We start from the raw sequence: 17,991 nt of genomic DNA, 5'->3' as shown, positions 1-17,991 counted from the left end.
ATCGAATTATCAAATAATATGGAAAGAGTTTGTATATATGCACGTGTTTCAAGCAATCAAGGTGAAAACCAAGATTATCAATCACAAATTACCGAGCTTACAAAAATAATCAAACAACACGGCTATGATGAAGACAATATTGATACATACGCTGAAAAGATTAGCGGGTACAAAGAAACAAATGACCGCCCCGAACTAGACCGCCTGCTAAAACAACTAGAAAAAGACCCAACTTACTATAGATGTTGTTACATTTCTGAAATCTCTAGGCTTTCACGCAAACCTGCAATTGCAAAAGAACTACTACTCAAGTTTAGTAGAATCAAACTAAACTTATACATAAACTCACAACAAATGTTTACATTCCATCCCGATGGAACTGAAAACAATCTTGTATCAATTATGTTATCAATAGCAATTGAGTTTGCTGATATTGAAGCAAAGCAGATGAAACTACGTATGACACGTGGTAAAATGCAAAAAGTAACACAAGAAGGTAAAGTATCTGGAAACAATCAAGCCTACGGTTACACAAGTGATATAAATAAAAAGTTTGTAATTGATTCAACTGAATCACTCATTGTCAAACAAATCTTTGAACTATACAAGAATAATCAAGGTACACAAGTTATTGCAAAGATGCTGAATCAACAAGGCACACCAACCCGAAGCAATACAGCAGAACTAAACAACCTAATTAAAAAAGCAAAGAAGGAACATTCAAAATTGAATGATAATACCTTATTTGATGAAGTTAATGCAAGCGAACAAATCATTCAACGTGGTTACAAAAATCAAAACACACAATGGGATGAACAAGTTGTTAGACAAATACTAATGAACGAAACCTACAAAGGTAAGCGTACATTTAAAGGTATCACATTTACTTGTCCAGCAATAATCGATGAAGATTTATTTGATGAATGTACAGATATAAGACTCAATAAAAACACAAAGAACATCATCACAACTTATGAATTTTTGCTTAAAGATTTAATGTATTGCGGTTGTTGTGGTCGCAAGTATGTTGCAACATACGGGACGAAAATTAAGGACATGAAAGCGTATAAATGTTATAGTACAAAAGCAAATTTAACTAGTTGTGGAAATAAGAGTCTGAACATTTCATTAGTTGAAAGTATTATCTATAATCAATTAATTAACAGCACTGAAATGCTTAAGTATCTTGATTCACCAAATAACATACTAAATCAAGCAAATCAGGATTTAGAATTATTAGAGCAACAATTAATTCTTGAAAAAGCATCACTATCAAACAATGAAAATGAAATCAAAAACCTTATAAACATAACTACGGCATCAACAAATAATTTTATACTTCAACAATTCCAAATAAAAGAACAAACGCTATCATCAGCACGTGAATTGATTGAAGCAAGAATTGAAACACTAAAGAAAAACATACTGGATAAAAAGAAACTGATTAATAATTTTAATGTAGTTGAATTTAGTTCTAATATGATTGAACAAGCAAAAACAAACAGACACGAACTAACAGCCATATTTAAACAGTATATTGATAAGATAATAGTTAACACAATCAATAAGAAACAAACTCTTATAACCATTTATTATAGATTAAATGGCAGTATATTAATACGAACTATTAAAACAATTATCAATGTATCGGCATACCGTGACCCAAAAATACTATCAAATCGTAAAATGGAATATGGCTTAATTGTTAATATGAGCAACGACCCAGTTTATAAAGATAATATTCTATTAATACCAACGGAAGATATATTAAACGAGTACAACAGTATTGTCGAAAAGTATGATGAACAAATTGAAATGTATCATGGCACACTCGAAAATGGTATATCAATGTTTGACAAACCTAAACAGATAATTCATCAAGTACCAGCAAAGAATCAAGTACTAATTGAAGATACTTATCCAGTGACCGACAAATAAGCACATCTACGATTACCTATGATTTTAATACCTTTACTAATTCAATCTTTTGAGTTAACTAAAATATTTCTACATTTATCAAATGATTAAAACTATTATTGTTGATGATGAATACAATGCTAGAGAGTTTTTAGAAAAACTTTTGACTCGTTATTTTCCTGATAAATTTCTAATTCTTGACAAATGCGAAAGTGTCGATGAAGCAATTGTGTCTATAGAAAAATTCAATCCAGAATTAGTTTTTCTTGATGTTCAGATGCCTAACAAAAATGGCTTTCAACTTTTTAAAGAGTTGAATAAAGTTCAGTTTGAAGTGATTTTCACTACAGCACATTCAGAGTTTGCTATTGATGCAATAAAATGTAGTGCATTGGATTATTTGCTAAAACCAATCAATTATATTGATTTGTTGGAGACGATAAAAAAATATGATAAAAAACAAAATAGAGCATCCCAAGAAGAAAAATTAAGATTGCTTTTAGAGAATATTGATACTGGTGGCTCGGAGTTTAATAGGATAGCATTACCAACGGAAAACGGATTTGAGTTGCTTAAAACGAATGCAATCTTGTATTGTGAAGCTGATAGTAACTACTGTAAAATTGTTTGCTTAGACGGCAGAAATATTATCTTGTCTAAAACTTTAAAATATATTGAAGAACTACTGCCGAGTTCCATTTTTCAAAGAATTCATAAATCGTATTTAGTAAATCTAAACTATGTTAATCGTTTCAGTAAAGCCAATGAATTACAGGTAGAATTGGCAAATGGAGAAACACTTCCCGTTTCCGTTAGACAAAAAGAAAACTTTATCAATGCTATCATCCAGAAGAAATAAGCTTTTATTTACACTACTTTTTTTTATAGAGATAGTATTTTCACAACAATTTCCGTCAACCAATTTTTCTACAATTGATGGACTGCCAAATAATAGCGTATATTCAATATTCAAAGACAGTCGAGGTATTCTTTGGGTCGGAACAGCAAATGGATTATCGGCTATCCAAAACGGAGAAGTAAAGAATTATTATACTTCAGACGGACTAGCTCATAATAATTGTTGGGCGATTGTAGAAGATAGTAATCATAATATGTGGTTTGGTAGTCATGGAGGAGGTATTACCTTTTATAATGGTAAAAAGTTTGAAGTCATAAATCAAAAGAGCGGACTGATTCATGATAAAATAAGACGGTTATTTATTTATAAAAATCTTCTTTACATAGGAACTGAATTTGGGATTTCTGTTCTGGATATTAAAACCCATAAAATCATTCTGAGCAAGAAAATTATAGGTTGCAGAAAGCTGTTTCAAGTCATGGATTTTGTTGAGATAAATTCTAAAATTTATTTTGGGACTTTTAATGATGGTTTTTGGCGAGTAGATTTAGCAACAAAAAGCATAACGTTGATAAATCATAAACAACCCGACATATTTTCAATTCATAAGACCAATGACAGCCTATTTATTTGTCATAGTGATAATATTAATCAAGCTATAAGTAGAATTAGTACAAAAGATTATTTAGCGAATATAGATACTAATATCCATTTCGGGAGTAGTGTTTTCTGGAACTTTGCTACTGATAAGCGAGGTGTAACTTATGTTGCAGGTAATGGAATTAATTTTGCTACAGGTGGAATCTGTAAAATAAACAACAATAAAATTATCAATCTCAATGATGTTTTTGGAGTTGACAGCACGGAAGTTTGGAGTTTGTACTACGATTACCAGACAGATATTCTTTACGTAGGTACTATGAATAAAGGGTTGTTTAAAATCGATTTAAAACAGCAAATTAAATATTATCCTGCATCGTTTTATAATAAGGACAAATTAGATATTGTATCTATCACAAACTTTCAAAATCAAAATTTAATTTTGCATAAAGCAGGACTGCTTTTCCTGAAAGAAAATAAAATCAAGAGTGAAGTATCAAATGAAAAATTCTATGATTTTGCTCGTTACAGTTTTAGAACAAATCCAAAATTGGAACAGTATGGATACTTTGATGTCTTTTCTAAAACGAAATTAGATGCTTTTGAATTAAGAGGTTTTAAGGTTGTTAATTCGATTGCTTGGGTAAACTCAACTATTGGTTTATTTGGAGTGAATAGTGACGGGATAATTAAAGAATATTATCCATATTCTGTTAGTGCTTTCGGCTTCCCAAATCCAAATAAAATAATTTTTCAAGTTGCCTACGGTAAGTTTTCTACAGTAGATAATTTTAGAAATAATATCAAAGCCAAAGAATATAATTTAATTAACGAAAATATACCAAGAGATGCATTTGATATTTTGCCCATATACAGTAGAAATTATATTGTATCCTCTTCAAACGGACTCTATACTTACCAGAATGGTAAATTTTACTCTTATAGTTTAAGTAAAATTTGGAATGAGAAAGAACTGGCACGGGTTACAGTTAATGATAAAAAAGAATTAGTTATTGCAAATTCTTTTGGTGACATTTTTATTATTGATGTTTCAAAAGGATTTAAAATAATTAAGAAAATTGACCGAAAATTATTAAATGGAAATTCAATTTCATTCTTGGAATGTTACAAAGACTATCTGTTTATCGGAACAGAAATGGGATTGAACATTTATAAAAATGATAAAGTTCGTTTGATTGATGATGAACAAGGATTAACTACGAAGGCTTTTACTTCTTCTTATATCAAAGGAACTATTTTAACAATGGGAACGCAAAACGGTTATTTTGAGTTTGATTTTAAAAACTATATTTCTACACGAAGCACAGTCCGAAACATTAAAATTACTGGAATGGAAGTCGATTTTGAAGCCATTAACGAGAATCGTTTTAAATGGTTGGGTTATGATTCAGACGATATAGTACTTCCATATAATAAAAATACAATATCAATAGGTTTCGAACCTCAAAATGCTCAATATCCCAACAAATTGGAATATCGCTACAGAGTAATAGGATTGTCAAATTCAAATTGGAGTAAATGGACAAAAGACAAAAGCATTAACCTTACCTACTTGCCCAATGGAAGGTATGAAATAAGATTGGAGACGAAAGATTTGTTTTCTGGAGTAGTATCATCAAATGACATTTTAAACATTATAATAACTCCTCCTTTCTGGAAAACTTGGTGGTTTTTGTTAGGTAATTTTATTTTTATGTTAATTTGTGCTTATCTCATTTATGTTAATCGAATTCGTTTTGTTAAAAAACAAGAAAGAGCAAAATATGAGGTTCAAAAACGTTTAGCTGAAACCAAAATGGAAGCATTGCAAAGCCAAATGAACCCTCATTTTATCTTTAATGCAATGAATTCCATCCAGAACTATATTATTGATAATAACATCGATGATGCACTAATGTACATGGGAGAATTTTCTAAACTTATTAGACAAACATTGGACAATTCCTCAAAACTACGAATTAATTTGGCTGATGAAATTCAATATTTGCAAACGTATGTTAGACTTGAAAATATGCGTTTTCAAAACCAAATTGCTTTTGAGCTAATCATTGATGAAGAACTGGATTTATTTGAAACCGAAATTCCTCCAATGCTGATTCAACCATTTATTGAAAATGTATTTGTTCATGCTTTTGATTCACATTCCACAAATCCAAAATTAGTACTATCTTTTAGACAGCGTGATAATTATCTTTTTTGTGAGATTATCGATAACGGAAAAGGTATGGTTTCGGTAAATATAAATAAGCTACATACTTCAAAAGGAATAGCTTTAGCTAAAGAACGTATTGCCTTGTTTCAAGTGGATAATGAGAATCCAATAACTATTTTCTCAAATCCAAATAAAGGGACTACAGTAGTTTTGAAACTTCAAATTGGCTAATTTTTAGCGGTTAATTATTAAATCTTTACGGAAACTAATTCACTGTTTTTAAAGAATTCATTTACTATATTTTTGATTGGTATTAATTAAAAACAGTAATAAATGAAAAATTTTAGATTTTTGAGAGGCTTTTGTCTTGTAGTCTTAGTAGTCGCATCCTTTACTAATTGTAGTAATGATAATCCAGATGATTCAATTCCAGACGATTCAAATCCAGATTTAAAAGTAAAATTTACTTTAGATGGATTTAATGATTATCAAGGTGAATATGACATACTAAATTATTGGGAAAGTAGTTTGCAAAAGAATGGAACAACAGAATACTCTATGACAGCAGTTGTAGATAGAAAAGGGGTTGATTCTGATGAAAAAGCTCATGTTTCAGCTCGATTTTATTTGTCATTTATTGCAACTGAGTCATTGAAAGTAGGTCAAGTTTATAATCTTTCTCAAATTAATACTTCAGGAGTTTTTTCTTTAAAAAATGATGTGCCAAATACCTTTACAGGCATTTGTGGTTATCTAAGTATTGAGAAAGATAACAGTACAACTGGTCAAATTAAGATTACATCTGTTTCTGAAAAAAGAATAAGCGGAGAGTTTTATCTCACTAATTTACACAACGCTTACTATAATTTAGTAGCAAATTCAAGCAAAAATACTTATGAGTATTTTGGTTGTTTTGATTCATCAATTCCTAAATATGTAAATATTTCCAAAGGAGAATTTGTTAATGTTGAAATACAATAAGTAATTTATTTTAGACATGAATCGGTTTGTATGGCTTTTTTATTTCTTATATAATTGCGATAAATTGCCAAATTTACACGGGTAGATATAATAAAAGAGTGTTACTTAAATAAGTAATGCTCTTTTTTGTTTTGCTATTTTTTATAAAAATTTAAAAACAACAAATTTGCGAGCCTTTAGAGATTTGAACGTTAAATCAAGGAAACAGTACGATAACTAATTCTTATTTTTTTCATAATTACATTGCTTTATTTTTGATTTAAATAACATTAAAATTATTAATATGACAATGAATTATTACCATTATACGCCTGAATTTAGACTTTCTGAAATTATTGATAGTGGTTTAATTAAACTTGCAACTGAAAGTGTTTATGCTCCTAAAGAAAAGGCTTGTGTTTGGGTTTCAACACATCCACAATGGGAAGCTACAGCTACAAAAATGGTGTCTGACCAATTTGGAAATCTAAGATTAATGACATTCAAAGAACAATTAGAAAGATTTGGCTGTGCTAGAATTCAAGTAAAACCAGTCGGTTTTATACATTGGGGAAAAATTAAGCATTTAGCCAAAATGAATTTGGAGCAAGCAAAACGAATGGAACTGACTGGAATTGAGATTGGTGGTAATCCAAAAGAATGGTTTGGAAGTTTTGACCCCATTAAAAAGGAAAATTGGATTAGAGCCGAGGTTTTTAAGAATGGAGAATGGATTGAATATCAATCATTTTAACGTTACAGTAAAAAAAAAGATTAAGTGAATATTATAAAAGCTATTAAATATTATGACCGAAAAAGAACAAAAAATTGCAATTGAAAAAGGGATAGAAAGCTTAACTTATTTTGTAAAAAATGCAGACCATTCAAATGAATCTTCTATTGATTTAATTTTTGGAAGTGATTTAAGTGAAGAAGAATTAGATTATATTTTAGATAAAACACAGAGTTTTGAGAGTTTTTCCCCAGTTCAAGGTACCAATACACCTAAATTATCAATTGAGCAATTACACGAAATGTTATCTGATTTAAAAAGTTTACTAGCAAATTAATTTTTAACACGATTACAAACTAAACTATAACAATTAAACAAAATAACAAATGTCCAAATTATCAAATCAGGAATTTATCGAAGCAACAATAAAATTGCAAACAGAGAATACACAATATCTAGTTAATATATACAACAATTCAAAAAAAGAAAATACTGGTGCAATTGCAACAATATATAAAACAAAGGCACAATCAACACAATCAACCGATTTTGATGTTGAAGTGTATTATACAAGTGAAACAGTTAATACACCAATTTATGAACTATTACCTAATGATTTAAAGGAACGTATCAAAAATAATTTACCAAACTTATACGTTGCACACTTATACCCAGAAAATGAATTTGTAACAGGTCACGTTATAAAAGGTGAATTTAAACGCAATTGATATTACAAAGCAATTCTAAAATTTAGGGTTCAAATTCATATAAAAAGCTACTTAGAAATAAGTAGCTTTTTTTTGCAACCTCTAATTTTTCCCTTCAAATTCAAAGAATAAAATATGATATATACTAGTATTCCCAACCTCTGTCGGGTTTACCTGAATGGAAATCACCTTGTACAGCAGTAATGTTATTAAAAATTAGCGCATTCCCGAACTTTTCATTATGCTCAAACATATATGTTCCGTAACTGCAATTTCCTAATGTTCTGTTTTTTTTTATCATAAGAACTTGAACTTCCTACTTGCATTTGAATACTTCCAATTGATAAAGGAACTGTTAGCTGTTCAGTCGAATCTCTAGTTATGTTATCTGATGAACGTCCATTATCAGACAGAAGAAGATTTGATTTCCTTTTAAAAAATAAAGGAGCCTATAGTCAGACTCCTTTATTTGCAATGATTAGATTATTGGCATTTGTCTATTTCATTGTCAACGTAGTGAAATAATTCGTCAGCGTAACTGTCAGGTAAATCGTTATCCTCAATGACATTTCGAACCAATTGCGGTACATATAAATATCTGCTGTTATTGACACGACTTAGTTCTCGTTGTTGGCTTGTTTCATTATTAATGGTTTTTACATAAGAATATCTTTCGCAATAGTCTTGAACGATTGCTGTCTGCGCCCATGCTTTCAGTTCCTCTAGGCTTTTTGTTTTTGGATGGTCTTTCCTGTATTCATTGTCAATATGAAGACTATACATGTAACCCCCAAAGCAAAGAAGTGCAAATACAAGAACGGAACCTCTTACGATAATTTTTAATGGATTATTCATTTTTTGTGTTTTTAGTATGGTTGAAATTTAGACAAATTTAATATTAAATATTTAATTCGGCAAATATGCCGATGATTTAAAAAGGCATTATTCGACTTTTGGATAATGTCAGAAGAATTTTTAATAAAGCTAGGTCAGAAGATAAACGTAAGAGCCAAAGCAAAGTTCAAAACTAATTTGGAGTTTGCCGATGCATGTGATATCGATGAAACAAGTATTAGACGGATTTTAAAAGGAAAACAGAATTTTTCAATTAAAATCTTTTTAAAAATCTGTAATGCACTAGATATTAAAATGTCGGAATTACTTTCAGAGTTGAATCTGTAATATTCAATATTTTAATTTATTTTTTTCATAATATCAATAATTCGATAACATTCACTTATCAGAGCAGAATCATTAATCTGTGCTGTTGTATATGGCTTTACTGATGAAAGACTTGGAGAAAGCCTGTCAACTTCTCTTCCAGATTGTTTTTTCGTGGATGCTCCAGATGGATGGTCTGTATTTGCTCTTATTTTATTAGAAAACTCCTTTTTTGTATTTTCATGTTTTGTCCAATTCTTTGCAAACACTATCATTTTATCCAATATCTCAATTTTCTCTTTGTCTTCATCATTAGATAAAGAATGATTATTTGAAAATGAATTAAGCTTTGCTAATTGTGATTTTGTGGCTTTTTCAAGGGCTATATACCTCAACGCTTCTTCAAAGCCTTCTGGCTTTTTGTCTTTTAAAATATACTTGTTTACGTTTTTTTTAAGTTGGTCTATTACACTTGGGGGTATCGTAATTAAATCATTTTGTTCCATATTTCTTTTTAATTATAAATATCTTAAGAGAACATAATAAGTCGATTTTTTTTGCTCAAAAAAATCCAAAAAAAAATTTTGGCGATTTTGGATTCTATGCCGTGATTTTGGAAAATTCGGAAAAACAATAATATTTAAAAATAGGGATTTAAAAAGTAATGTATGTTTAAACACCTCATCGTATGTGTACATTTTTGAAATTCAAATTCAAAAGTGGAGTCATGGATTCTCTGGAGAAAAAAGGGATTCTTCTCTAAATCGTTTCAAGCCAATTAAACCCATGGATTGGTGACTAACTGTATTTTGAAGATTTCTTTGTAGAGAATTTAAAGTTTTTTTTCATAGATTAAATTCTTTTTCTTTTCCGAGTTTATAATCCATTGTAATTTTGTTATGAAAATTGTTAATTATCTATAATTGCAATTTCTTTCTTATCTTATGAATAGTTTTTATAAAATAAACTCCTGTATTCTTTTCAAAATAAAATATGAATTTTAGATTGTAATTATCATTAAGATTTGATAACACAGTGTATATAGTTCCTCCAGCATCAAAATTCCCTGCATCTTGAAAAAAAGCTTTAATAATTAAATAAATTACGTGTTCAATATTTGGAACATCATTTAAATCGGTGCCTGTAGAAAGTGCTTCACCGTCAATGCTAAAATGCTTTAATGCATGAAAAAGACCACCTGTAAAATCCCACTTTCTTTTTTTATGAGGTATTTTATCTAATTTTCTAAATAAATCAAGTCTTAAAATCTTATTTTCTTCGTCATTATTGATATTATCGTATATCCAAATGAAATTCTCATTGCCGTATATTCGAATGGCATCTTTTAATCTTGTATGTAAAAATCTATTTTTATTAAGAGCATGTAAAACACTGACTGCATTTCCATTTCCGAAATTCTTTGGGAACATTTTCCTTGTATCCAACAAAACTTCTTCAACAATCCCAAGAAATATATTTGTTCCAGCATAATAAAAATCGTGATTATTAATTCCTATCTTTCTATAATTAGTTATTGGAAATGTAACCTTTACAAGGTTTTTACTTTCATGTCTGCCTAAGGCAGTTGAAATTATCTTTGCTCTTTCTTGGAGCATTCTATATTCATTGTATTCAAGAGGTTTACGCTGTATCACTAACAAAAATATTAAAAAAGAGGCGTTTCCTCATCATCCCAATTTACATCTTTCCATCGGTCATCTTCATTTTCAAATAAATCAAATTGCTGTCCCATGTTTTCTGAAATAGAAGCTCGTGCATCATCAATAAAACCGATTTCGGTACCTGGTATATTAGTACTAAAATGTTTTCTTATATATCCTTTTAAATCATCAAAAAGCGCATCAGGAATATCATTATCTACAATAATAAGTTGAAAACTGTCTTTGTATTTGTCTAAGGTCAGAAGATATTTATAAATGTTTTCATTTTTTTCAGAATCCGTCATTCCTTCGCTTTCATCCTCAGCTCTATTCGTTGATTCTAAATCTCGTTCTTTAACCTTTCCAAGATATTTAGTTATTGTGTCAATCATTAGAAATGAAGGATAGTTTACAGGATTTTCCATGGCATAAATCATAAGACTGATGAAATACGCAACTGAACTAACGGTTCGAACACCTCCAGAGGTTATTTTTTCATAATCACGCCCTCTAATAATTGGTAAATATGTTTTTGGAGAAATTGATATATTTGTTGGGTTTTTAACACCTACGAAAATTAAAATTTCTTTTACTTTGTCTCCCAATTCCTTTAAAATCTTTTCTGGAGATGGAGCATCTTTTTTTAGAGATGATAACGTTGCTTTTAATTCATCAACATTTCTATCTAATTCAACAATTTCAGCATCATTAATAGATTGTTGGAATCTAATTTTATAAAAGTGTTGAATATTCTTAATATTACTCTGAACACTTCCTGCTTGGTACGAAAGCGTATCTCTTTGATTAAGATATGGAGAAACAATATCAATAGACTGTTTATCAAGTAAAATACGCATTTCCTCTAATTGAGAAGTACTATCTTTTATTTCATCGGATTTTTGTTTTTCACTTTCTTTAAGGCTCTTGTAAATGGAGTCCAAATCTCGCATTCTACGTTTTAAAGAATTCAGTTCTCCCTTTATCCCTTTAGTATCTGTATTATTAAAATGTTCTTTTAATTTACTGACATTTACTACAGTATCACAAAGTGGACAATCTAATTCTTTATCTGCTATTTTTGGAAACTTCTCAAGAGCTTCAATTGTTGCGTCCATTTTTCTGATATCGTTACGATATTCATTACGAAGGGCAATATTTTGCTTAATTTCCAATTCAAGCGAATTTTGGTCTTGATAAGCCTGACGAATTTCAAGTTCAAGGTCATTTACTTCTTTTCGGAGATGGTTTAATTCTTCACTACCACTAATGATTTTTGTATCAATCTCTTTTATAGCATGTCGTAGTGAATCCAATTGATTTTCTAATTGCTCTTTTTGTAGAGTCAGTTCGGCTAAGGAATCAACTTGCGTTTCTTTAAGAAAAGATGCAACTGAATTGTTTTTAGTTACAAGAGTCTTTTTGTCTGTTTGAAGAACACTTATACGCCCTTCTAGCTCTGTAATCTGTCCATCGAGAACATTATACATGAGTTTGAAAGTTTCTTTAAGTTTAGTAATTAAAACAAAATTATCGCCAAAAATTTTTTTGCTTCCAATTTTATCTTGGTCAAGATAATTGTACTTAAAAATGTCTCTGAAACTCAGTTTTACCATTTTAGTAACTTCTTTAGAAGGAGCTTCTTTAATTTTTATCAATGGAATACGCATTGCTTGCAATAAGAATTCCGAAAAATTACCATCTTCCGCATTTTGATTGTAATTTGGAGCATAGAATTTAGGAAAACTATTATCAATCATGTCGTAACCACCATGATAAACTTCAATATCAGCCTTCACATTAAAGATATCTCTCTTTATAGTGTATCTATTTCCTAGTAAATCTAAGTCAAGAAGGCAATATTGACCTTTTGATTCTATTTCTTCATAAGTATCGAGTCGAGAAGCCCCAAGACAATAATTAATTAGATTTAAAATACTTGACTTTCCTGTATCAGAGTCACCATAAATAATGTTAAGCCCACTATTAAAAGGTACCACATAATTTTTATTAGTTCCGACTAAGATTAAATAATTTATCTTAAGCTTTAATGTTTTAATTCTTTTTGCCATGTACTAAGTGTGATTCTATTAATTTACCAATTGTACTACTCGGAAGACTTACTAGTGGCTTTAACTCGTGATTTAAATCTCTTGTTCTTTGGAAATATTGGGACTGCAAAGTTTCTGCTTGTTTAACTCCTTCGTCTGTTATGCTATAATATATTTGATTGTCGCTAAGTACTTTGGCTTCAATGTATTTGTTTGAAAGCAATATTTTTAATAATGCTTTTATCTTTTTCAAATCAAAAATTTCCGCACGATTCAAAAATAAAGCTTCAATAGAATACATTTCAGAACTGTGCAGTGCTATGACTTTCTTTTCTTTATCATTCAAAATTTTATTAAGAACGATAGGATGCTTAGTTAAAAATTCAAATTGCCCAATTTTTGGTAAATCAAGATTTATAGTTTTTTTCGCACCTATTGATAATATTTGAAACAGACAAAGTAATTTGCCAATTCTTAGAGTAAGCTCACTGTCGGGAATATAAAAAGGTAGCTTCATCTATTTTTGAGCTTTTAGCTTTTCAGTAAATTCTTCAAGCGTTGTTATGTTGTCTTCTTTATTCCACCATACATCATCGTCAACTGAAGCTAATTGATGAAGCATCCCGAATTTTTGTAACGCCTGTAAAGGTTGATAAAGAGTGTGCAAATAAGTTTTGTCTTCTGCTAAAATTTTTTCATGAACTGCGTTTAAAAGTTCATCTGAGGACTTATATTTACCTGTTATGTAATGTCCAAACTCAATAATATATAACTGTTTAATTTGTTCATAGAGAGGGTTTAACTCTTCAATATTTACCCCCTGTGCATTTAATTTCCTTATTGCAAATTCTGCATTAAAAAATGCTTGCTTAGAACCATTCATAAGTGTCTTATGTATGTCTGCCATTAACATTTTCAAAACAAATGTTTCTTCATCATATTGACCTGTATCAACAAAGCGTTGGTCATTTTTAATAGATTGAATTGCCTGCTCTTTTAAAAGTTTGTGTAGTTCTGAAACAACTGCGTCAACAATTACACTTTTTTCTTTGGGAGTAATTATACTAAAATGGTCATCATCAGAATAAATGACTTCTTGTACATCTCGGTCAAATGAAACAGAGCTAACTTGTGGAACAACCTCATCATAAAGTCCTTGCCCATATAATCTTCTAGGAAGCTGTTTAGATTTAACCCATTCATCATTCATAGCTGATATACTTTCACTTAAAGGTTGCAAATCTTTTATTTGGAAATTGTTTATAATTTTATTTCCAAATGTAGCAAGTGTAGAACCTGAATGCGGAGTTGCCAACGACACATATAATTTAACTCGGGTACTTGAATTTTTACATAAGTCATTTAAAATAAACCTCTTACCTACCAATCCTCCCATACTATGTCCAATAATAATGATATTTTCATAATTTGGATGTGAATATCGTAATTGTGATTCTAATAAGAGACTTATCTTTTCAATGGGTAAATTTGTTGGATTCTTTTTACCACTAATAATCTTAAAAATAGCTTTAACTTTAGGAAAAAGCGAGAGTAGTTCCGTATGATATTCAAAAATTCCAATATCAAAATTACTTTTAATTTCAATATCATTAATGAATAAGTCAATAAATGGTTTTGTTCCGTCCTCTTTTATCCATGTTTTTTCGCCTCCAATGAAACCATGTATAAAAACTATTAAATTTTTATTATTAGCTGTTCCATGAGTTAATATTCTCATATATATAAAAATTTCCTTTGTTCATTAATAATTTATTAATTTCAAATATAAATTATTTAAAAGGAAAAATCTCAAAAAAATTGATATAATTTAGAAAATAATAGTTTCCACAATCACATCTGTTTTTGAAGAATTTTAAGTACTTTTTTTACTGTATTTGGAGAAACATTAGTAAGGGTTCCAATTTTCCTTAATGATAGACTTGGATTTGCTTTCAGCTCTTTTACAACTTTTTTATACTTTCCTAAAATTATCTCGTCAGACTCAAAGGTATCTTTTTGTCGTCCTTTATATGCACCTCGAATTTTAGCTTGAAGAATCCCCTCAGTTTGTCTTTCAAGGAGGGAAATTTTCTCTAAAGAGCTTAATTCACTTAAGGTCGTTGTGATTAGATTGAATACAGGGTTAGCTTTACCATTAATCATAGATTCTAAACCCAGATTTTCTATTTTGACTATTACGCCTTTACTATAGAAGTATTGAAGGGTCTGAAGAACATTAATTGTATTTCTTCCAGCTCTATCTATTGCGTGAAATGAAATGTAATTTATTTCTCCAGCTTCGACAGCTTCAATAAGTTTTTTCCCAGCTGGTCTTTCATTAAATGGTATCGAACCGCTAACAATATCAATAAATAATAATTCGTCTGGGTGTGCGATTGCCAATTGGCGATAATTTTTTTGCCCATTTGTACTTTGTCTGATATATCTACCTTTTTTCATAATTTGTTATTTTTATGTGCAATATTAGGATGGTGTATTTTGCACTGTTTTTTTTTATGTATTTATTGACCTTAAGTTTTACATTGCCATTCAAGGATAAAGTATAACCTAACTTTGCACAAGATTGAAGATTACCTACCTTCAATCCAATCTATAACTTCTACCAACATGTCACAATATGCACCTTCAAAAGTTTTAACCACCTCACGATTTTTGTTGATGAATATTATTGTATAATCATCCACCCAACGCAAACAAACTTTAACCCAGCCTTTATGATGTAGCCCGTTAACTTGAAAAGCTAACCCTCCTTCAAATTCTTTACATTCACTGATTGCTGAAAAGTTTTTAGCTCCCCAAGCCATCAAGGCACTCCTGTCAGCATATTTAATTTGTTCTAAAATTGTTTGAGCTATTTCCATTGTTCTTGTTGTAGTTTCCATGTTGATTTTTTTAAGTTTAGTCTAAGGCTCCAAAGCTTCTTATGAAATCTTCTGTGGTTTCACAATTAAAAAAGCTTTCAAATTGTATGGCGGTTACTGATTCTGTTTTGATTAATTCAGCAAGTGCTTTAATTGATTTCGCTCCAACAATACCAGCTCTAGTCCACACTTGATTTATACGGAAATCATTTCCTTTTTTTTCTTCTTCTAAGATTGCATTACCAAAATCTTTTAAATTGAAGTATGGTCGGTAACCTTTTGCATTAACCAGCTGAAGTGTTAAACCTCTCAAGTTTTCTTTGATTCCTTTAATTTCAGTTTTAAATTCAGTTGCTTTCATAAATTAAGTATTACTTCATTATTACCCTACAAAGTAAAGCATTGTTTTATTAAAAAACAAACATTACTTAATTTATTTTGTAAAAAATTAAGTATTACTTTATTTTTATTATATTTGTAAAAAAATAAATATGGAAATTCTACGATTGAAAGCGATAATGAATCAAAAAGGTGTTAGCAGAGAAGAGCTTGCTAATAAGGTTGGGGTTAGCATGACCACAATAAGTAATATAAATTCAGAAAAAAATTTACCAACAATAAATCTACTATTACAAATTGCTGAAGCTTTGGATGTTGATATTAGAGAGATGTTTGTACCAACTAAAGGAAGCTCAGTCACTCAAAATGAAGTTGACCAAGCTAAAAGTTTGTTTGAAAAAGGATTAAAAGTTCTTAATGGTGTGGCTAATTAAAAAAGTACATCTAATATTACTTCTTTTCTTGATAAATAAAAATATGCCGTTGCGCCTTTCATATTTAACGATTTGCAACATGGAGGTATTCCAACTTTGTCGAGAAGCATTCGCATCTGGGACTGTTTAAGTAAAATCTTTTGTTCATAATCGCTTTTTATAATAAATATCAGCTTCAGTAAATATTATCAAGAAAAATGAAGAATTTTAAAGACAATTTGAAGTCTAAAGATAAAATACTATTCAGTAATTAATTTTTAGTAAATATTTTACTTATTGTTTCACTTGGCATGGTAGGGGATGAATCATCTTTTAGCAACCCTGTTTCTACTCTACTAAATAAAGATTGCAATATTAGATTTCGGTCTTCATCCTTTACTTCAGTATCTTTTAATAATGATAAATAGAAGAAGGTTAAAGTATGTCTTTCTTCAGCATCCCTAGCCAAATGATACGAACTAAACATATACTTAGTTAATGCCTTTACTGAAAAAGCTATTAATGAAATTAAAGTGATAAAAACAATAGACCATCTAACAATAGTGATTGAATTTCCTTTGAAAACGCTTTCAAATATCCAACTTGGTGAAACAACTAGAATAATTCCCAAAAAAATTACTGAGGCTCCAATTACCCAAAATAATATTGTTTTTGCAGTATTTCCTTGTTCATAATATTTTGTGGACTTAATTTGCCAATACTTTGCTGGCTTTTCTAATTTTAGATTTGCCTCATAAGTATCTTCTAACCGCTTTAATGCTTGAATTTTTTCGTTATACCACTTTTCCCATTCCTCCGTTTTTGTATTTGTAAACCATTCTGAAAATTCTGTTTCTTTTTCAACTTTTAGGTCATCGATTTTTTTGACATACTCATTATATGAATTATGTGTCTTTTCAATATAATTAACTACTTCATTTTCTGATTTTTCAATATATTTTTTAAAATCATTTTTTAATCTTGAAATTGATAACTGTTCTTGTTTTTTTCTACCAGTTATTTCTGTTTTATCTTTTAATGTAAATTCATAGGCTAATACTGCTCCAAAAAATAAATCCTTGCTATTAACATCATATCTGATTCCAAAAATAAAATTGTAAGCTCCTTGAAAATAATCTCTATTGCTTGTATATAAATCAAGTAAATAACTTGTAATTGGAGAATCGTAAGTAATTGGGTAGGTATGTACTTGAGTTATAGCATTTTTCACTGTTGACCATTGTGCATTAAGCTGGTTAACATCCAGTTCTGAATAATTTTGGACAACTTGTACAATGCTTGACTGAATACTTTTAAAATATTGTTTAGATTGAATAAATTCATTAGGCAAATCCTGCTCGATTCCTTCCCAACCATTAACCTGCTGATTGACAAATTCATAAATAGCAGATACTCCTGTATAAGTCAGAGTGTTGTTCACATAATGAAAATTAAAAATTTCTTGTGGAGTTTTAAACCATTCAAAATTAATTGATTCAGCAATTTTACTATTTAATTCAGCTTTTGTCATTTATAAA

General features: G+C 29.6%; 20 protein-coding genes. 9 read left to right on the top strand and 11 right to left on the bottom strand.

Translation table 11 applies throughout. The features are described from left to right. The first annotated feature begins 18 nt into the window (after positions 1–18). From IRZ80_RS14650 to IRZ80_RS14620, 7 genes are all read left to right on the top strand, one after another. Positions 19–1,938 (top strand): recombinase family protein, encoded by a 1,920-nt coding sequence (locus tag IRZ80_RS14650; protein WP_194642323.1) that lies wholly within the window; start codon positions 19–21, stop codon positions 1,936–1,938. Between the two features lie 82 nt (positions 1,939–2,020). Next, a complete protein-coding gene (locus IRZ80_RS14645; RefSeq protein ID WP_194642322.1) occupies positions 2,021–2,776 on the top strand; it encodes a LytR/AlgR family response regulator transcription factor in 756 nt (251 codons plus the stop codon). Next, positions 2,754–5,780: a histidine kinase gene (locus tag IRZ80_RS14640; protein ID WP_194642321.1), complete on the top strand. Its 3,027-nt coding sequence runs from the start codon at positions 2,754–2,756 to the stop codon at positions 5,778–5,780. The genes IRZ80_RS14645 and IRZ80_RS14640 overlap by 23 nt, the downstream gene beginning before the upstream one ends. Positions 5,781–5,882: 102 nt before the next feature. Then, entirely contained in the window at positions 5,883–6,530 is a 648-nt protein-coding gene (locus IRZ80_RS14635) for a hypothetical protein (protein ID WP_194642320.1), read from the top strand. 283 nt (positions 6,531–6,813) lie between these two features. After that, positions 6,814–7,263, top strand: coding sequence for a hypothetical protein (locus IRZ80_RS14630; RefSeq protein ID WP_194642319.1), 450 nt, complete (start codon positions 6,814–6,816; stop codon positions 7,261–7,263). A 52-nt stretch (positions 7,264–7,315) separates the two neighbouring features. Beyond that, a complete protein-coding gene (locus IRZ80_RS14625; RefSeq protein ID WP_194642318.1) occupies positions 7,316–7,579 on the top strand; it encodes a hypothetical protein in 264 nt (87 codons plus the stop codon). Positions 7,580–7,628: 49 nt separating this feature from the next. Next, on the top strand, positions 7,629–7,970 hold the full coding sequence (locus tag IRZ80_RS14620) for a hypothetical protein (RefSeq protein ID WP_194642317.1): 342 nt from the start codon (positions 7,629–7,631) through the stop codon (positions 7,968–7,970). Between the two features lie 124 nt (positions 7,971–8,094). Here the strand turns inward: IRZ80_RS14620 and IRZ80_RS14615 are convergent, their stop codons facing one another. Both IRZ80_RS14615 and IRZ80_RS14610 read right to left on the bottom strand, forming a co-directional pair. Beyond that, entirely contained in the window at positions 8,095–8,250 is a 156-nt protein-coding gene (locus tag IRZ80_RS14615; RefSeq protein WP_194642316.1) for a hypothetical protein, read from the bottom strand. Positions 8,251–8,432: 182 nt separating this feature from the next. Next, entirely contained in the window at positions 8,433–8,804 is a 372-nt protein-coding gene (locus IRZ80_RS14610) for a hypothetical protein (RefSeq protein WP_194642315.1), read from the bottom strand. A 105-nt stretch (positions 8,805–8,909) separates the two neighbouring features. On the opposite strand from IRZ80_RS14610, the gene IRZ80_RS14605 reads away from it, so the two are divergent. Beyond that, entirely contained in the window at positions 8,910–9,131 is a 222-nt protein-coding gene (locus IRZ80_RS14605) for a helix-turn-helix domain-containing protein (protein ID WP_194642314.1), read from the top strand. A gap of 11 nt (positions 9,132–9,142) precedes the next feature. On the opposite strand, the gene IRZ80_RS14600 is transcribed toward IRZ80_RS14605, so the two are convergent. From IRZ80_RS14600 to IRZ80_RS14565, 8 genes are all read right to left on the bottom strand, one after another. Next, positions 9,143–9,616 carry a hypothetical protein gene (locus IRZ80_RS14600; RefSeq protein ID WP_194642313.1) on the bottom strand — a complete coding sequence of 158 codons (474 nt, stop codon included), beginning with the start codon at positions 9,614–9,616 and terminating at the stop codon, positions 9,143–9,145. 411 nt (positions 9,617–10,027) lie between these two features. Then, positions 10,028–10,765, bottom strand: coding sequence for a hypothetical protein (locus IRZ80_RS14595; RefSeq protein ID WP_194642312.1), 738 nt, complete (start codon positions 10,763–10,765; stop codon positions 10,028–10,030). Positions 10,766–10,776: 11 nt separating this feature from the next. Then, a complete protein-coding gene (locus IRZ80_RS14590) occupies positions 10,777–12,840 on the bottom strand; it encodes an AAA family ATPase (RefSeq protein WP_194642311.1) in 2,064 nt (687 codons plus the stop codon). Continuing rightward, positions 12,824–13,336: an ABC-three component system middle component 4 gene (locus IRZ80_RS14585; RefSeq protein ID WP_194642310.1), complete on the bottom strand. Its 513-nt coding sequence runs from the start codon at positions 13,334–13,336 to the stop codon at positions 12,824–12,826. The genes IRZ80_RS14590 and IRZ80_RS14585 overlap by 17 nt, the downstream gene beginning before the upstream one ends. Next, positions 13,337–14,557 carry an ABC-three component system protein gene (locus tag IRZ80_RS14580; RefSeq protein ID WP_194642309.1) on the bottom strand — a complete coding sequence of 407 codons (1,221 nt, stop codon included), beginning with the start codon at positions 14,555–14,557 and terminating at the stop codon, positions 13,337–13,339. Positions 14,558–14,670: 113 nt separating this feature from the next. Then, a complete protein-coding gene (locus IRZ80_RS14575) occupies positions 14,671–15,279 on the bottom strand; it encodes a recombinase family protein (protein WP_194642308.1) in 609 nt (202 codons plus the stop codon). A gap of 131 nt (positions 15,280–15,410) precedes the next feature. Beyond that, positions 15,411–15,722 (bottom strand): hypothetical protein, encoded by a 312-nt coding sequence (locus IRZ80_RS14570; RefSeq protein ID WP_194642307.1) that lies wholly within the window; start codon positions 15,720–15,722, stop codon positions 15,411–15,413. Positions 15,723–15,738: 16 nt separating this feature from the next. Then, on the bottom strand, positions 15,739–16,062 hold the full coding sequence (locus IRZ80_RS14565) for a hypothetical protein (RefSeq protein WP_194642306.1): 324 nt from the start codon (positions 16,060–16,062) through the stop codon (positions 15,739–15,741). Positions 16,063–16,192: 130 nt separating this feature from the next. Between IRZ80_RS14565 and IRZ80_RS14560 the strand changes: the two genes are divergently transcribed. Continuing rightward, the gene (locus IRZ80_RS14560) at positions 16,193–16,474 is read left to right on the top strand and encodes a helix-turn-helix domain-containing protein (RefSeq protein WP_194642305.1); all 282 of its coding nucleotides are present in this window, start codon (positions 16,193–16,195) and stop codon (positions 16,472–16,474) included. Positions 16,475–16,724: 250 nt separating this feature from the next. Here the strand turns inward: IRZ80_RS14560 and IRZ80_RS14555 are convergent, their stop codons facing one another. Further along, positions 16,725–17,984, bottom strand: coding sequence for a DUF6161 domain-containing protein (locus IRZ80_RS14555; protein ID WP_194642304.1), 1,260 nt, complete (start codon positions 17,982–17,984; stop codon positions 16,725–16,727). Between the last annotated feature and the right edge of the window lie 7 nt (positions 17,985–17,991).

The sequence above is a fragment of the Flavobacterium sp. HJJ genome (assembly GCF_015351475.1).
GTDB lineage: Bacteria > Bacteroidota > Bacteroidia > Flavobacteriales > Flavobacteriaceae > Flavobacterium > Flavobacterium marginilacus.
This window is presented reverse-complemented; position numbering and strand designations above follow the sequence as displayed.

What these genes read in the sequence shown, in the direction of transcription:
- IRZ80_RS14565 (WP_194642306.1), bottom strand. Translation starts at nt 16,062, where the DNA reads ATGAAAGCAACTGAATTTAAAACTGAAATTAAAGGAATCAAAGAAAAC.
- IRZ80_RS14630 (WP_194642319.1), top strand. Translation starts at nt 6,814, where the DNA reads ATGACAATGAATTATTACCATTATACGCCTGAATTTAGACTTTCTGAA.
- IRZ80_RS14615 (WP_194642316.1), bottom strand. Translation starts at nt 8,250, where the DNA reads ATGATAAAAAAAAACAGAACATTAGGAAATTGCAGTTACGGAACATAT.
- IRZ80_RS14650 (WP_194642323.1), top strand. Translation starts at nt 19, where the DNA reads ATGGAAAGAGTTTGTATATATGCACGTGTTTCAAGCAATCAAGGTGAA.
- IRZ80_RS14555 (WP_194642304.1), bottom strand. Translation starts at nt 17,984, where the DNA reads ATGACAAAAGCTGAATTAAATAGTAAAATTGCTGAATCAATTAATTTT.
- IRZ80_RS14560 (WP_194642305.1), top strand. Translation starts at nt 16,193, where the DNA reads ATGGAAATTCTACGATTGAAAGCGATAATGAATCAAAAAGGTGTTAGC.
- IRZ80_RS14625 (WP_194642318.1), top strand. Translation starts at nt 7,316, where the DNA reads ATGACCGAAAAAGAACAAAAAATTGCAATTGAAAAAGGGATAGAAAGC.
- IRZ80_RS14605 (WP_194642314.1), top strand. Translation starts at nt 8,910, where the DNA reads ATGTCAGAAGAATTTTTAATAAAGCTAGGTCAGAAGATAAACGTAAGA.
- IRZ80_RS14575 (WP_194642308.1), bottom strand. Translation starts at nt 15,279, where the DNA reads ATGAAAAAAGGTAGATATATCAGACAAAGTACAAATGGGCAAAAAAAT.
- IRZ80_RS14600 (WP_194642313.1), bottom strand. Translation starts at nt 9,616, where the DNA reads ATGGAACAAAATGATTTAATTACGATACCCCCAAGTGTAATAGACCAA.
- IRZ80_RS14645 (WP_194642322.1), top strand. Translation starts at nt 2,021, where the DNA reads ATGATTAAAACTATTATTGTTGATGATGAATACAATGCTAGAGAGTTT.
- IRZ80_RS14610 (WP_194642315.1), bottom strand. Translation starts at nt 8,804, where the DNA reads ATGAATAATCCATTAAAAATTATCGTAAGAGGTTCCGTTCTTGTATTT.
- IRZ80_RS14640 (WP_194642321.1), top strand. Translation starts at nt 2,754, where the DNA reads ATGCTATCATCCAGAAGAAATAAGCTTTTATTTACACTACTTTTTTTT.
- IRZ80_RS14590 (WP_194642311.1), bottom strand. Translation starts at nt 12,840, where the DNA reads ATGGCAAAAAGAATTAAAACATTAAAGCTTAAGATAAATTATTTAATC.
- IRZ80_RS14570 (WP_194642307.1), bottom strand. Translation starts at nt 15,722, where the DNA reads ATGGAAACTACAACAAGAACAATGGAAATAGCTCAAACAATTTTAGAA.
- IRZ80_RS14635 (WP_194642320.1), top strand. Translation starts at nt 5,883, where the DNA reads ATGAAAAATTTTAGATTTTTGAGAGGCTTTTGTCTTGTAGTCTTAGTA.
- IRZ80_RS14580 (WP_194642309.1), bottom strand. Translation starts at nt 14,557, where the DNA reads ATGAGAATATTAACTCATGGAACAGCTAATAATAAAAATTTAATAGTT.
- IRZ80_RS14585 (WP_194642310.1), bottom strand. Translation starts at nt 13,336, where the DNA reads ATGAAGCTACCTTTTTATATTCCCGACAGTGAGCTTACTCTAAGAATT.
- IRZ80_RS14620 (WP_194642317.1), top strand. Translation starts at nt 7,629, where the DNA reads ATGTCCAAATTATCAAATCAGGAATTTATCGAAGCAACAATAAAATTG.